Source organism: Pseudomonas zanjanensis (genome assembly GCF_014268745.2).
Lineage (GTDB): Bacteria > Pseudomonadota > Gammaproteobacteria > Pseudomonadales > Pseudomonadaceae > Aquipseudomonas > Aquipseudomonas zanjanensis.
Genome location: NZ_JABWRB020000001.1, coordinates 3,032,456 through 3,047,662 on the forward strand (window position 1 = coordinate 3,032,456; position 15,207 = coordinate 3,047,662).

General features: G+C 58.6%; 14 protein-coding genes and 1 pseudogene. 9 read left to right on the forward strand and 6 right to left on the reverse strand.

Annotated elements, in window-relative coordinates; all coding sequences use genetic code 11:
* Positions 1-133 precede the first annotated feature (133 nt).
* The 4 genes from HU715_RS12650 (at position 134) to HU715_RS12665 (ending at position 1,539) form a co-directional block, all read left to right on the forward strand.
* On the forward strand, positions 134-406 hold the full coding sequence (locus HU715_RS12650) for a hypothetical protein (protein WP_018601122.1): 273 nt from the start codon (positions 134-136) through the stop codon (positions 404-406).
* 126 nt (positions 407-532) lie between these two features.
* The gene (locus tag HU715_RS12655) at positions 533-781 is read left to right on the forward strand and encodes a hypothetical protein (protein ID WP_225917592.1); all 249 of its coding nucleotides are present in this window, start codon (positions 533-535) and stop codon (positions 779-781) included.
* Positions 782-843: 62 nt separating this feature from the next.
* Positions 844-1,278 (forward strand): hypothetical protein, encoded by a 435-nt coding sequence (locus HU715_RS12660; RefSeq protein WP_225917593.1) that lies wholly within the window; start codon positions 844-846, stop codon positions 1,276-1,278.
* A 78-nt stretch (positions 1,279-1,356) separates the two neighbouring features.
* Complete coding sequence (locus tag HU715_RS12665) at positions 1,357-1,539, forward strand: hypothetical protein (RefSeq protein WP_186709347.1); 183 nt, start codon at positions 1,357-1,359, stop codon at positions 1,537-1,539.
* 240 nt (positions 1,540-1,779) lie between these two features.
* Here the strand turns inward: HU715_RS12665 and HU715_RS12670 are convergent, their stop codons facing one another.
* Positions 1,780-2,571 (reverse strand): NAD(P)H-dependent oxidoreductase, encoded by a 792-nt coding sequence (locus HU715_RS12670; RefSeq protein ID WP_186709252.1) that lies wholly within the window; start codon positions 2,569-2,571, stop codon positions 1,780-1,782.
* A gap of 84 nt (positions 2,572-2,655) precedes the next feature.
* Here HU715_RS12670 and HU715_RS12675 point away from each other — a divergent pair, with 84 nt between their 5' ends.
* Positions 2,656-3,573, forward strand: a complete 918-nt coding sequence (locus tag HU715_RS12675) for a LysR family transcriptional regulator (protein WP_186709251.1) — start codon at positions 2,656-2,658, stop codon at positions 3,571-3,573.
* Between the two features lie 330 nt (positions 3,574-3,903).
* Positions 3,904-4,134: pseudogene (locus HU715_RS12680) on the forward strand (hypothetical protein); the annotation flags it as partial.
* A 194-nt stretch (positions 4,135-4,328) separates the two neighbouring features.
* On the opposite strand, the gene HU715_RS12685 reads toward HU715_RS12680, so the two are convergent.
* Together HU715_RS12685 and HU715_RS12690 are read right to left on the reverse strand one after the other, a co-directional pair.
* Positions 4,329-6,317, reverse strand: a complete 1,989-nt coding sequence (locus HU715_RS12685; protein ID WP_186709250.1) for a M10 family metallopeptidase C-terminal domain-containing protein — start codon at positions 6,315-6,317, stop codon at positions 4,329-4,331.
* Between the two features lie 94 nt (positions 6,318-6,411).
* On the reverse strand, positions 6,412-7,461 hold the full coding sequence (locus tag HU715_RS12690; protein ID WP_186709249.1) for a nucleoside hydrolase: 1,050 nt from the start codon (positions 7,459-7,461) through the stop codon (positions 6,412-6,414).
* 331 nt (positions 7,462-7,792) lie between these two features.
* On the opposite strand from HU715_RS12690, the gene HU715_RS12695 reads away from it, so the two are divergent.
* Entirely contained in the window at positions 7,793-9,892 is a 2,100-nt protein-coding gene (locus tag HU715_RS12695) for a TonB-dependent siderophore receptor (RefSeq protein WP_186709247.1), read from the forward strand.
* A gap of 238 nt (positions 9,893-10,130) precedes the next feature.
* Here HU715_RS12695 and HU715_RS12700 read toward each other — a convergent pair whose 3' ends face one another.
* Positions 10,131-10,877, reverse strand: a complete 747-nt coding sequence (locus tag HU715_RS12700) for a substrate-binding periplasmic protein (protein WP_186710737.1) — start codon at positions 10,875-10,877, stop codon at positions 10,131-10,133.
* A 204-nt stretch (positions 10,878-11,081) separates the two neighbouring features.
* On the opposite strand from HU715_RS12700, the gene HU715_RS12705 reads away from it, so the two are divergent.
* Both HU715_RS12705 and HU715_RS12710 read left to right on the forward strand, forming a co-directional pair.
* Positions 11,082-11,882 carry a DUF6630 family protein gene (locus HU715_RS12705; RefSeq protein WP_186710735.1) on the forward strand — a complete coding sequence of 267 codons (801 nt, stop codon included), beginning with the start codon at positions 11,082-11,084 and terminating at the stop codon, positions 11,880-11,882.
* A 633-nt stretch (positions 11,883-12,515) separates the two neighbouring features.
* Complete coding sequence (locus HU715_RS12710; RefSeq protein WP_186710733.1) at positions 12,516-13,469, forward strand: alpha/beta fold hydrolase; 954 nt, start codon at positions 12,516-12,518, stop codon at positions 13,467-13,469.
* A gap of 331 nt (positions 13,470-13,800) precedes the next feature.
* Here the strand turns inward: HU715_RS12710 and HU715_RS12715 are convergent, their stop codons facing one another.
* Both HU715_RS12715 and HU715_RS12720 read right to left on the reverse strand, forming a co-directional pair.
* Positions 13,801-14,193: a GFA family protein gene (locus HU715_RS12715; protein WP_186710731.1), complete on the reverse strand. Its 393-nt coding sequence runs from the start codon at positions 14,191-14,193 to the stop codon at positions 13,801-13,803.
* A 33-nt stretch (positions 14,194-14,226) separates the two neighbouring features.
* Positions 14,227-15,153, reverse strand: a complete 927-nt coding sequence (locus tag HU715_RS12720; protein ID WP_186710729.1) for a LysR family transcriptional regulator — start codon at positions 15,151-15,153, stop codon at positions 14,227-14,229.
* Between the last annotated feature and the right edge of the window lie 54 nt (positions 15,154-15,207).

Below are 15,207 nucleotides of genomic sequence, written 5' to 3' on the forward strand. Positions count from 1 at the left end.
CAAGGCTATCGGAAGCTGGTGTCTTGTCCGTCGTGTCTGGTGAAATCTATAGTCATTCCCATCGCCGAATAGGGTGATCAGGTTTGGCGACCTGCGTATCGGATCAGCCCTTTGAATTAATTGGAGCAATCCCATGCAAAGATACACGCCCATCACCGGCATCGACTGCACTCCCGCTTCCCTGCTCATCGACACCCAAGCCCCGCTTGACGTGCTACACGCCACAGCTGATTACCGCATCCGTGTGGTGACTCAGGTGCTGGAGAACATTGCGTTTCGCTCTGAGATCACCAGCGATACGGTGGTGCTTTCGGACTTTGCACAGCTTTTGGTGATTCCGTTGCGGGATGGGTGTGATTTGCTGGAGGTGATTGGTCGGCGGCTTCAGGCGCAGGTTGAAAGCTGAGGGAGCTTAGGGCGTTTAAAAAGCGCCCTTTCTCACCCTCGGCTCGGTCAGCGGTTGCGATAAAACAGATCAAAGCCAGGTATTAAGAAAGGCGCACGATCCTGGACATGTGGAGAGGTGAATGACATGAGCGATAAATTCAACCCTGAGGGTATTCCTATCCTCAATCTCAACACTACGAATACTACTCGTTATGAGGCGTCGCGTTTTCTCGATAGCCCGGACGTTATAGCGACTTATTTAGCTGAAAGTATAAAAACCGATAATTTCGAGAGCCTCATTCATGCTTTGGCTGAAATCGCAAAAGAAAAAGACGTAAATAAGCCCCAAGGAATCGCCGCAGGCTTCGTAGATACTAGAGCTATCACCGCCTAACCGCCCCTTGATAGTCGTGGTCTGGCCCCGATTTCTCGCGCAGGTGCTTAAGGAATTGGTTTATGAGCGACAATCTACCGAGCATTACAGAAAAACAGGCTTTCGTGTTCGAAGCGGCTATGCAAGCGGGCGTGGCACATCTCCCATGCAACTTGGAAGCACAAAGACTGCCAGGGCAAACCGAGGTGGACGAAAGCCAGCACTCGCGACCCCTTCTGCTGACCGGGCAAGAAGAAAGGGAGCCACCGCACCGGGATCTAATTGGTGCCTACTTCCGGCACCTCAGGCGCATTTTTCCGACCTACAACACCGATGCCAAGCTGGCGACGCTGTTGGGGCTGTCATCGTATCGCCGGGCGTGTCCCGCAAGAGATAACTCCGGTCTTGGCCTTGGCATAGCGAGAAGGATGCGCGACGCGCAATTGGTCGCGGCATTGAACCGTCAAGAGTTCGAATGGTTATACTGGGATCAGGAAAGCTTGCGATATGTACCTTAGAGGTCACCGCATGGATCTCAGGGCAGCGCACAAAGCGCGACTTGACCCGAAAGGATGAACACCATGCAGGAATTCAATATGAGCGGCGCAGAGCTGGAAAAGGTCCACGTCGAAATCGCTAAGCTGATGGCCGAGACGAAGAAGCTCAACGCCGAAGCCGGGAAAATGACTCGCGAAACTTTCTGGTATCCAGTCGCGGTCGCCACCGGTTTGATCGGCACGGTGGCTACTGTCACCACGCTGCTGATCAAGTTCATCTAACCGGACAGGCCCCCGGCTCGGCAAAGACGATGTCCAAATTACGATACCCGAAGTGGTCCCCTACCACCAAAAAGGGACGGATATATTTAAAAGCAATTAAATCCGTCCCCTTTCTCGTTCTGACCTCCAGGAATGATCAATCCTGAGGCGCACAACCCGGCTACCAGCACCCTTGGGCTCAAGCCTCCAGCTACGCGCCAAGTCGCGCGCTAGGCCACTTTCTCCAATGCGTGTTTCACCTCAAACCCTCTCACCGTCACCGATATGAATACCAAGATCACAACGACCAACTGCAAGATGCGGCTTAAGCGTCAACGCCGGGATTTCGTAATCACCGTGATTCTGGCGACGAAATGGCAAGGGTTGATCACTGAAAAGCGTATTCAAGCGAGCGGCATAAGCCGTGCAAATGGATTGGAATCGGGCGGCGTCCATCTTGCTGGTTTTATAGATTGGGAAGGCCGGCATGACCGTGAAGCCAGGATAGAAAAGCACCCCATGCTGGATAGGAAATAGCAGGTCATCCAACGCGCCGTTCACCCCTCGGCCACTGTAGTGGGATTCCCAACCGCCCATTGTGACCACCAACATGGCGCGCTTGCCTGTCATGCTGCCTTCGCCGTAGCGATCGCCCCAGTGGTTTTCGCTATGTTCGCCGACGCCATAGGCAAACCCGTAAGCGTAGACGCGTTCGATCCAGCCCTTGAGAATCGCGGGCATCGAGAACCACCACAGCGGAAACTGAAAGATGACGGCATCGGCCCAGAGCAATTTGGCCTGCTCTGCCTGGATGTCCGCCGGTTGGCTGCCAGCGGCAAATACACGCTGGGATTCAAGCGCCGGGTTGAAAGGCGTTTCTGCGTCATAACCTGGGGCGTCGTCCGGATCGAGGGAGGCTTTCCACCCCATGCCGTAGAGATCCGAGACTTGGACCTCGTGGCCTGCTGTTTCCAGATGAGTGATCGCAAAATCCTTGAGCGCGCCATTGAGCGAACGAGGTTCGGGGTGGGCGTAGATCAGCAGTATGTTCATGAGGGCTCCGCGTTGAGTTTGTCCCTCAGCGTAAGCATGCATCCGCTATGATAGAAATGAATTCCCGAAACACATGGTATTTGCATGCACAATAGCTTGCGCCGTCTGGATCTTAATTTGCTGGTCACATTAGATGCCTTGTTGGCCGAGCAAAATGTGACGCGGGCGGCGCGCTTGCTCAATCTCGCGCAACCGACCGTCAGCCTGCAACTGGGCAGGCTGAGAGATCTGCTTGATGATCCGCTTTTGCTGCCTGGCCCCCGAGGGATGTCGCCCACCGAGCGAGCACGCGAGTTGCAGGGGCCCCTGCGTGACGCGTTGGCCGCGCTGGAAAGCGCACTGAGTCCTGTTGCCGCTTTTGAACCCGGACGGTCCCATCAAACGTGGAAGATCGCTGCCAGTGATTATGCGACGACTGCCTTGATCTGGCCGTCGCTCTCGCAGCTCAGGCACCTGGCCCCGTACACGCGGTTGGCGCTTATGAATAAACCGACTGGCGACTATGCCAAGGATCTGGAGAACGGCCTTATCGATCTGGCGCTGCACACCCGCGATGAAGCGCCGCCCAAGTTGCGTCAGCGCTCCTTGATTCACGAACGCTATGTGCTGGCGGCGCGGCGCGGCCATCCCGCTCTGGCAACCAAGCTGTCGCTCAAAGCGTTCTGCGCCCTTGAACATGCCATCATGTCACCTGATGGCGCCGGCTTCGTTGGCAGTACCGATCACGCGCTGGCAGCTGAAGGTCTGGAACGGCGAGTGGTATTGTCCGTGTCCAATTTCAACTCGCTGGTCTCAGCATTGGTGCACAGCGATTTGGTTGCGGTGGTGCCGGAAAGCCTGGTGAAACATGAGCCAGCGCTTCACGTCCAGCCACCTCCCCTCGCCATTCCCGGATTTGAAATGCTGATGTTATGGCCCGAGCGACTGCATCGCGATCCTGCCCATATGTGGCTGCGCGAGCTTATTGCTTCGACGTTGGGAACAACCGGCGTGCAGAAATGAATGGACCGGACCATGAAACGATGACGACGCCCGTATTGAGCGTCGTCTCATCGCCACCCTGACCGAAGCCTGTGAAACCGCCAAAACTGAAATCCCTGGCTTCGCCTGGCTCACCCACACCGTCGACTATCGCGCCTTTCCCCAAAGCCAAGGGTGCCAGGTTTCAGGGCCGCTTCGCGCCCCAGCGGGAGCAAGCTCCCTCGCCACAAGAGCGGTTCGGTGGCGGGTCAGTTCATCAAGTGCAAGCTATTGCCTTTGTGGCGAGGGAGCTTGCTCCCGTTGGGCTGCGCAGCAGACCCATGTCGTCAACTCAATTAGCCTGACACACCGCGCGTGATCTGGATTTTCGACAGCCGCGCCAGCCAGGAACACGCCCTCTCAACGGGGGCAGACAAACGCAGGCGTGAGCTGACCGCCGTCGCCCTGAACGACGCCGGCGTACATATGGCCCGCTGTGTCAGTTTCGACTTCGAAGAAGAATGCCGCCTCCGGCATGGCGGCGACTGGCGCCTGCGCCTGGCCAAGGTACACACGACCAGCGCGCCTGCGAGCCATCGATGACCCACTCTCTCGCGAAACTTTCTGGTATCCAGTCGCGGTTGCCACCGGTTTGATCGGCACGGTGGCCACCGTCACCACGCTGCTGATCAAGTTCATCTAACCGGACAAGCCCCGCAGAAGCGGACCTTCTATCATCGAACCTCCATGAAAATCATAGAGCAGTACAGTCCGCTCCCCTTTTCCAGATTTGCGTTTTACACCCAGAAGTTATCAGCCACTCCGATCAATTGAACGGCCTCCTCCCCCAACGGCTCGGCAAACACGACATCCAAATTACGATACCCGGAATAATCCCCCACCAAGCTCAACTCGAACCGAGCCCCATCCGCGTCAGTTTCATAGCTCTTCAAATAAGTCAGGTCCTTGGCTTCATTAAAAACCACGTCCAACGTGCCGTCGTAACCATTTCCCAACCGAGTAAAGCCCAAGGCGGACACATCAATCGTGTCTTCCCCCACGGTATAGTCCATCAGGCGATCAGTGTGGTTTTCGGTGGCGGTACGGTAGCTGTCGCTCAGCAAGTCGAAGCGGAACACATCGTTGTTGCCGCCACCCGCCAACAGGTCCCGGCCCTCTCCACCCACCAGGACATCATTCCCTAACGCGCCATACAGGCGATCATCGCCCGCGCGCCCTTCGATGATTTCGCCTCGGGCGTTGCCTTGTAGATGATCGGCCCCTTCGGTGCCCGTCAACCTGGGTTGCTGAAACAGGATGTTGGTTTCATTCAGCGCTTGGCCCAAGTTACCGTCGAAGACCAATTCGAAACGTTCGCCATCCGCATTGACCTCGAAACTTTTGAGGTAGGTCCGCGTCCCGCTTTCATTGACGCGTATTGCCAGGGTTCCGTCATGTCCATTACCCAGCCCGAGGAAGCCCAGGGACGAGAGATCGATCGTGTCGGTGTTGGGGTCGAAGTCGGTGATTCGGTCGCTATGGGCAGCGGTTGCGGTTCGGTAACTGTCGGTGACTGACTCATAACGGAACGTATCGGCCCCGGCGCCGCCCGTCAGCAGGTCACGACCTTGCTGGCCATCGAGCAGATCGTTACCGGCCCCGCCAGAGATCGCATCGTCGAACGAGGCGGTACCGAGCAAGTAGTCGTCATTGCGGCCACCGTCAAGGTGGTGATAACCGTCGTCGGGATTGCCAAAGCTGTGGTCCAGACTGCCGTCGGGGTTCAACTGAACCAAGGCGGCCAGATAACCGTCCGCCCGCGTGCCCTGGCTTCCACCAATCAATAGCTTGCCGTCGGCCAGCACGATCATGTCGGCGACTGCGAAAGGAGCGCTTTCCGAGCCCCAACGTACCTGACCGCCATCACCGAATTGGGTGTCGAGTGAGCCGTCGGTGTTGAGTCGAATGACGGTCGCTACACCGCCCGAGGCGCCCGCCAGGAGGATTTTGCCGTCATCCTGGATGACAAGGGCGTTTGCGTGAACATCCAGGGCCAGGCTGCCGCCGTTTGCAAAGCTGCTGTCCAGGGTGCCGTCCGGGTTGAGGCGGGTCAGGGTCGCTTGCCCCGTGACCAAAACCTTCCCGTCTGCCTGCAGCGAAACGTCGAGCGTGCGGCTGGGGTGAATGCCGACGGACGCTGGCAGATGCAGGACCCCAGACTCGCCGAAAGACGAGACCAAGGTCCCCGTCGCGTCGAAGCGGGCTATGTAGATCTCCCCGGAGGCATACCCAGCGCTTGCGAAAAAGCTGCCGTCGCGTTGCACGGAGAACGACGCTTGCTGGCCCAGATCTTCATTCCAATAGAAAGGCACTGTCGCGGTACCGCCGTTGCCGAAGCTCGTATCGAGGCTGCCGTCAGCCAAGTTACGACTGATGCCCGACACCCAGGCATCGCCTACTTTCACGTAGCGCGTCACCAGGTAACCGCCTCCCGGCTGCACGGCCGCATTACCGCCGTCCTCGATATCGAGCGCCACCGGGAGGAGGGATTTACCGTCTCCACTGAAGTTGCGGTCCAGGCTGCCGTCGGCATTGAACCGGACCAGGCTACCGGTGAAACCTGAATCCTCTTCGCCGCCGAGCCCCAGGCGACTATAAGCGCCAAGCCAGAGAGTACCGTCCGGATCGACCGCGATACCGCCGATTTTGTCCGAGCCCCATAAAGTTGTCGCGACCATGCCCGTGTTCCGCACAGCTGAAGCGGCGGGCGAAATGATCTGAGTCATGTCGATGCCTCCGATAGCTATCTGTCGCCAGAGACAATAGACACGGCTCAGTCAGGTTGCCACTTTACGAGACGAAGGGAGGTTCTTGGACGACCTAGTCTGCTATCGATGTCGTGGCCTCGGCCGACTTTCCGGCAATAGTGTTCAGGTAAAGCGACAAGACGAAACCTGGTGACGTTCCCAGGGCAACGTCGACCGGAGCGCCAGCGTCATCCGGAATCAACTGCCCGCTCGTATCCTGTTCTTCGTTCAGCTCTTGCTCGACCCGCAGGCCATAACGGGTAAATTGAATAAACCGAGGGTCGGTTATCGCGATGGCCGCCAACGGGTCCCAAAAATACAGATAAGCGCCGATACCGGGGGCGATGGTCGAGCTTTGCAACACCTGCGTGAGGAATTGAGCAACCGGGTTGCTGATTCTGGAGAGTTGTCGCAGAAAATCCGGCGTAAGGAGTATCTGGTTACAAGCGTTCAGCGCAACCAATTGCACTGGAATCCCGCTATCAAAAACATATTGGGTAGCAAGCGGATCCAGGAAGATGTTCCACTCGGCCACTTGATTGGTGTAGTAAGGCGTCTTGCCCAGAGCATCAATAATATTGCCGCCCGCGCCGGGCTGGACGTACTGCGGCAACAAATTGCCTCCCATCATCACGATGCGGTCGATTTTGCTGCGCAACAAGTCTTGTAATGCATTATCGGTTTGAGCCTGCTGAAACAAATGCCCCCAGGTCGTGCCGCCACCGATCATCAATACGGTAAATTTATGATCGGCGTTCTTCAATGTTTCCCTTAGGAAAGCAATCGCGTCTGTTCGCGTGGGATTCAGGTTTGTCCGCGGAAACGACGCGTCGTAATGTTGATCCGCTGCCTGGCGTGTTTCGAAGGGAAAGGTATTGCTGTACACCATGGGCCGCTGAAAGCCAGCGACAACGGGGATGCGCTCGATCTCCGGGTCATTGAACACGGTGAGAAAGTTGCTGATGTTTTGAACGCCGTGACTCAAGTGAACAGCGCCCACCCCTGTCACGGTGATGCCTTCGACCTTGACGGCAGGATGCTTCAGCAAATACGAGATGGCCATGTAGTCGTCGAAATCGACATCGGTATCGATAAGCAGGTGCGTGAGGGATTGTGCTGACATAGTGCTAGCCTCCTGGCCAATGAAGAATTCACGTCCGATATAGGTCTTCCGTCAGCGGTCGCCTCCCGCCGCAGGTAGCGATGTAACAGTAGCATCGCCCAAGATAAACGCCTGTTTAAAAGCGATTTACCGCCGCCCGGTCACGCGGCTCCAGAATGTGCCCGCTACAAGCCCCTGCGCATCGCCTACTCCAACCTCTACAAGCTTTATCCGTCAGATAAATCCTGCAATACTTAATGCGAATCACTCTCACAAGCATTAATAAATCAGGACCTGCTCATGTCGACTCGCACCACCCCGCCGCGTCACTTCACTCCTGCCCGCAATCTTCTTGACCACCCTGGCCCCCGCCTACGCCGATGACAACAGCACCACCCCACCCGCCACCCTGGAACTGGACGCGACCGAAGTCTCCGGCAGCGGTCAACTGGGCAGCACCACGGAAGGCACCGAGTCCTACACCACCGGCGCGATGTCGACCGCGACCAAGCTCCCGCTGACCATGCGTGAAACCCCACAAGCCGTCACCGTCATTACGCGCCAGCGCATGGATGACCAGGTGATGACCAGTATCAACGACGTGGTCAAGGCGACGCCCGGTTTGTTCCTGGACTTTTCCGGCGGTCCTGGCCGGCAGACTTACAAGGCGCGCGGTTTTGAGATCGACAACCTGATGTATGACGGCATCCCGAGTGGCTACGATGGCGTTAACGTCGGCGCCCAGCCTAACTTGGCGATGTTTGATCGAGTCGAGGTCGTGCGCGGTGCGACCGGCCTGGTGACGGGTGCAGGCAACCCTTCGGCCGCCATCAACCTGATCCGCAAGCGCCCATTGGCCGAGCAGAGAGTGACCCTGACCGGTGCCGCCGGCAGTTGGGACGACTACCGCGGCGAGCTCGATGCCTCCAGCCCGCTCAATGACAGTGGCACATTGCGCGGCCGGGTCGTGACCTCTTACCGCGATGCCAACAGCTTCATCGACAATGTCGAGGAGGATCACGGCCTGTTCTATGCGGTCACCGAAGCGGACCTGAGCGAAGACACCACCCTGACCCTGGGGTTTTCCCATCAGAAGGACAAGACCAATTACTTCTGGGGTTCTTCGATGATCGGCCAGGACGGCCATCACCTGGACCTCCCGCGCTCCTACAATCCAGGTACGGATTGGGAGAACAAGGATCAGGAGATCAACACCGTATTCGCCGAAGTCCGTCATCGCCTGGCCAACGACTGGAACCTTCAGGTCAACGCCAACTACGCCGAACAGAACGCGTTGTTCTCCGGTTCTTACCAATCGCGCTGGGTCAACAACACATTGGCGCGCACGGTTTACCAGGCCGACTTCGATGAAAACCAGGCCGGCGTAGATGCCTTTGCCAGTGGCCCCTTCGAGGCGTTCGGGCGCACCCATGAACTGGTGGTGGGCGCCAGCAAGCGCATCTACGACATGACCACCCACAACTACAGCCCGTACGACATGAACTGGCCGATCAATGCCGGTAAACCGAATTTCGTCCACACCAACGACCAGCGCGAAGTGACCACTCAAGATGGCGTCTACCTCACCACACGCCTGAACTTGGCCGACCCGCTGAAGCTGATCCTCGGCGGGCGCCTGGACTGGTATGACTACGATAACCGGGACGGCGACACCGACTACAAGGTCACCCGAAACGTCACCCGTTACGCTGGCTTGATCTACGACCTGGACGACCATCACTCAGCCTACGTCAGCTACAGCGACATCTTCACGCCGCAGCGTGAAAAGGACACCTCGGGTACCCCGGTCAAGCCGATCATTGGCAAGAACTACGAGGTCGGTATCAAGGGCGAATATTTTGGTGGCGCGCTGAATGCGAGCGTGGCGCTGTTTCGCGTCGATCAGGAAAACCGTGCGGTGCAACTGTTCACGGCAAACTGCCCACAGGCAAGCTGTTATGAGGCGTCCGGAGAGATTCGCAGCCAAGGTATCGACTTCGAATTGCAAGGCGCCTTGACCGAAAACTGGCAAGTCGGCGGTGGCTATACCTACGCGCGCACCCACACCGTCAAGGATGCGGCCAATCCACAGAATGTGAACAAGCAGTTCGACACCGATACACCGGAGCATCTGTTCAAGCTGACCACCAGCTACCAACTCCAGGGCCCGCTGGAAAAACTGCGCGTGGGTGGCAGCGTCTCCTGGCAGAGCCGCATGTACAACGACATCCCATTGGCTAATGGCAGTGAATACCGGCTCAAACAAGGCAGCTACGCGGTTACGGACCTGATGGCCGGCTACCGGGTCAACGAGAACCTGGATTTGCAGGTCAACGCCAACAACATCTTTGACCGTCGGTACTATTCGACCATCGCCAACTCCGCAAGCTACGGCGGTGATGCCTACGGTAGCCCGCGCAATATGATGTTGACGGCCAAGTACAGTTTCTAGAAGAAAGGGGCGCCATTTGGAACGCCCCCTTTCGGCCTGAACGGAGGCTCTACCTGTCTGGAAACAGGCCTATCCCCCTACCCCTGACAAACACACAAGCCGTGGCGAGGGAGCTTGCTCCCGCTGGGCTGTAAACAGCCCCAAAAACAGGGCCGCTGCGCGACCCAGCGGGAGCAAGCTCCCTCGCCACAGGGTTATTGCCCGGCTTTATTTCGCTTAGAGGAAAGCCCCATTTCCCTCACCGCCCAACCGCCCCCTCATACCGCCGCTGAATCCGCTCCAATTCCCCCGAACGCCGCAACTGCTCCAACGCCCGGGACCACGCCGCCACCACCTCATCGTCACTATCAGGGCTGAAAGCGATGTACAGCGATGAGCGATACAGTTCGATAGGAATCCGTCGCAGGGTGCCCGGGGCGATGTTCAGTTGGCGGCTGTAATAAGCCACGCCCGCATCAGTGTCGCCAACAATGATCTGGGTGCGACCGGCAAGCAGCATGCGGTAGAGCAGCTTGCTCTCGGTGGCGCTTTTGTCCAGGTTGTTGAAGCCCAGTGATTGCAGTCTTTGAGGTACCAGGCCGGCGTGGCGCGTGGTGATCTGCGGGGCGTTAAGGAGTTGTTCCAGTGTGTCCAGTGGAGGCGTATTGGCCAGTTGATAAGGGTGGATGGACTCTTCCACGATCGGCCCTACCCATTTGAACTGCGATTCGCGCTCCGGCGTGCGAAACATGGAGTACATGATGGTCTTGGGGCGGTGCTTGAGTATCTGGCTGGCGCGCATGCTGGGCTGCAGCAACAGCTCGAAATCATCCCCGGTCAGCGCCATGATGGCCCGGACGATTTCGGTGATCATGCCGGTGAGCCGGTTGTTTTCCTGATAGTTGTACGGAGCCCATTCTTCGGTGACGATTTGATACTGCTCGGCCCTGGCAACCGTGCCGAGCAATAGGCAAAACAACGCTGCAGCCGGTATCGAATGTCTCACGCGTACTCCCTGTGGACCGTTCGGTGTTCGTGCATGGGTGGGCCTGATTCACGAAGGCAAGGTAAGCATAGACCCAAACACTTGCCCGACAGTTGACGCAGTCCACATTCCGCCCCTTAGCAGCCACTGGAGCTTGGTGTAGGATCAGCGCGAACCCGATACGCGGCGCTCTCCTCTCGCCCTCCTCCTTGTGACCCAGCCCACATGAACCCAATCGATCCCCTGTCGTTGCAACGCATCATCAGCGCCCATGGCGATTTCGAAGGCGCGGCGTATTTCGACGTGGAGGAAAGCCTTGCCCATGAAGTGTTTCCCGACCGCATCGTGTTCCAGACCACCTACCTGGATTACCGCAGCTATGATGTCGATCTTGCCGAAGGCAGCGTGCGTGTGCGCAAGACGCGGCTGGACAATTACCTGCGCGGCCATAAGGCCCAGGTGATCGAGGATGACATGGATGACGAGGATTGGGACGAGCTGAGCAACCTGTGGCAGCGCTTGAGCCACGACCTGGACACCCAGGGGCAAGGGCCGCAGCCCGACCTGGCCGATACCCTGGCTGACCTGTTCGATAGCCTGTTCGACGAGGCTCAAGCACAGGTACTCATTCAGAACCTGCCGGCACCTACCGGGCAATGGGATTGGGCCTGGACGCAAGTCGAGTCAGCGCTCACCGAGGCCAATCAATTGGCCGGGTTCGAATGGAAGGAATGGTCGTCCTGCGGCATCGATGCGGTCAATGCCCTGGCCCCATTGCGGCAACTGGGCATTGAAATTCCGACGCCCGAGCGTAAAACCATCGAGGCGGTCAACCGCGCCGACGATTGGGAACGCACGCTCCTGCACTACTTCAATGGGCAGCTGGAAACCCATGATTTGAAGTTGCTGGCCATCGGCACGCACTTCGATGAATACCAGGCCTTCGCCTGCCTGCCCATGAATGGCCTGGGCCTGGTCAATGCCTTGGAGATCATGGGCAGGCTGGGCATCGTCTACAAATATTAAGCGACTGGCGCCCGGTGTTTTCGGCCGCTTTTACAAGCCCATAGAGGGCTACCCTCCTTTGAGCCTTGAAGCGACGACATGACAAACTGTGAACACTGCGGGTACCTCCTCCTTGACGACACCGCTGTTTGCCCACGATGCGCCGGGGAGATGACGTTCCCGGTGGAGCCCCTCGCGCCGGGGGCTCCGTCGAAAGGGCTGAAAATTCTTAAATGGGTGCTTATCAGCATCGTGGTCGCGGTGCTGGCGGCCGTAGCGGTGGTCGTGTGGATCTTTAATTCGTTGGGGCCGATGCCTTCGTTTGGTTGAGGGCGATTTCAGGGCGCTTGAACAATACATTGTGGCGAGGGAGCTTGCTCCCGCTCGGCGGCGCAGCCGTCGCACATCGGCCAATGAAATACACCTGGAAGACTCGCATCGCTCCGTTTGGGGCGGCTTCGCCACCCAGCGGGAGCAAGCTCCCTCGCCACGAACGAGCCATGGCAACCGAAGCGCAACGCAGCTATCCGATTTTCCCATAGTTGCTATCGATGCCCACGCCGTTCTCGTCATCGGCCTCTCTCTCTAATCTGCCCACCAACGCGATCGATGACGATCGCCGCAGATCAAACCGACCTTATGGAGAGAGACACGATGAACACCTTCAACCGCACCCTGGCTGTCGCGACCCTGGCCTTGGCCACCCTCAACGCCGAAGCCGCGTCGCCGGTCCAGGCCGCTGCCAGCGTGTCTGCTGTCGGCAGCGTGGTCCAGTCCGCCAGCTACATCACCACCCAGGATGGCGTGCAGCTGTACTACAAGGACTGGGGCCCGCGTGATGGCCAGGTCGTGACGTTCAGCCACGGCTGGCCGCTGGACTCCGACAGCTGGGAAGGCCAGATGATGTTCCTCGCCTCGAAAGGCTATCGGGTGATTGCCCACGACCGTCGCGGTCACGGTCGCTCCAGCCAGCCTTGGGAAGGCAACGACATGGACCATTACGCCGACGACCTGGCGGCGGTGATTGAAGCGCTGGACCTCAAGAACGTGACGCTGGTGGGCTTCTCGACGGGGGGCGGTGAAGTGGCGCGGTATATCGGTCGCCACGGTACCGCCCGGGTGAAAAAAGCCGTGCTGGTTTCTTCGGTGCCACCGTTGATGCTCAAGACAGAAACCAACCCTGGTGGCTTGCCTATCGAAGTGTTCGACGGCCTGCGCAAGGCGTCCCTGGAGAACCGCTCGCAGCTGTACCTGGACATCGCCTCGGGCCCGTTCTACGGCTACAACCGCAAGGGCGCCAAGCCGTCCCAGGGGCTGATCCAATCGTTCTGGGTGCAGGGCATGCAGGGTGGCAGCAAAAATACATACGACTCGATCGCGGCCTTCTCGGCGACAGATTTCCGCGGCGATTTGAAGAAGTTCGATGTGCCGACCCTGGTCGTCCATGGCGATGACGATCAGATCGTGCCAATCGACGCTGCAGGCCGGGCCTCGGCGGCGCTGATCAAAGGCGCCCGACTGATCGTCTACCCTGGCGCACCGCACGGCTTGACCGAGACCCACAAGGACCGGTTGAACCAGGATCTGCTGACGTTCCTCAAGGAATAAAAGCGCAGATTCCTTGTGGGAGCGGGCTTGCTCGCGAAGGCGTCGGATAAGTCGGCATTGAAGGCGACTGACCTACCGCTATCGCGAGCAAGCCCGCTCCCACAGGGGTTTGGTTGTGAATCCAGAATTGGCGTACACCCAAGATCAAACTGTGGGAGCGGGCTTGCTCGCGAAGACGGCAGTACATCCAACTTCTTCATCGACTGATCTACCGCTATCGCGAGCAAGCCCGCTCCCACAGGGGGTTGGTTGTGAATCCAGAACTGGCGTACACCCAAGACCAAACTGTGGGAGCGAGCCTGCTCGCGATAGCGGTGGAACACATTTGCATCTATTCCTCAGACCGCCCCGTACCCTCACGATCCTGCTCATAACATCGGGTAAGCGCAAACGCCGGCAACCACGACTCACGGCGCACGGTCCAGCTTTCGTAGGTGGGCAGCAGTTGATCGGGGCTATCCAGAATCCCCAAGTGCACTTCGATCTCATCGCCCGAGCGGGCAAACAGCGACGAGCCACAGCGCGGACAGAAAAATCGTCCGGCGTAATCCCGGGTTTCACCCTCGATCGCCACCGCGTCCTGGGGAAACACAGCTGCCGCGTAGAACAGTGCCCCGTGATGCTTGCGGCAATCGAGGCAGTGACAAAGACCAACACGATACGGGCGCCCTGAGGCTTCAAGTCGAACGTTGCCGCACAGGCAACCGCCGGTGAATCGGTCCATGGTGTATCTCCTCTACAACTGGACAGCCAAATTTCACGAAACAGATCGATCAATAATAGGCGCATGCTGCGCCATCAGCTCCACGACCCAATCGATGAACACCCGCAACTTGGCGCTGATATGCCGGTTCGGGGGGTAAGCCAGGTACAGCGGCATCGGGTCCAGCTGCCAGTCTTCGAACAACGGCACCAATTCCCCTTGCGCCTGGTGACGCCGGGACATGTACTCGGGCAGCCAGAGCACGCCCAGCCCCGCCAGCCCGGCCGCGAGGTAGGCGTTGCCGTCGTCGATGGCCAACGCGTAGCGCCCTTTGACGTGAAGCAGCTCACTGTCACGGCGCATGGCGTAGGGCAAGGATTTGCCGGTGCGAGCCCAGAGGAAACCGACGGTGCGATGGTGCGAGTCTTCCAGTTCGCGAGGGTGCGCGGGCGGGCCAAACCGTGCCAGGTAACTCGGGGCGGCGAAGACGCCAAGGGCCAGGTCGCCAACGCGTCGGGCGATCAGCGACTGATCCCGCAATTCACCGCCGCGCACCACGCAATCGACGTTTTCATCAAGCATGTCGACGATGCGATCGCTGACGCCCATGTCGATCTGGATGTCCGGGTAACGCGCGTAGAACGCCGGCAAGGCTGGTATCAGGATCATCGCCGCCAGCGGACTCGGCACGTCCACCCGCAGTCGCCCGCGAGGTAACGCCTGGGCGCCGGCCACGCTGGTCTCGGCATCGTCCATGTCGGCCAGCAACCGGATCACCCGCTCGTAATAAGCCGCGCCGTCGGCGGTGACATTGACTTTGCGTGTGGTGCGGTTGAGCAGCTTGACCCGCAACCGTGCCTCGAGTTGCTGCACCAGTTGGGTCACGGTGGTCTTGCTCATGTGCAGGGTTTCTGCCGCCTTGGTAAAGCTGCCCGCCTCCACGACTCGCACGAACGCTTGCATCGCATCAAAACGGTCCATTTCTGCCCCGGCATGGTTCGATTGTTTGGGATTCACAAACAGTGTGCGCCAAGG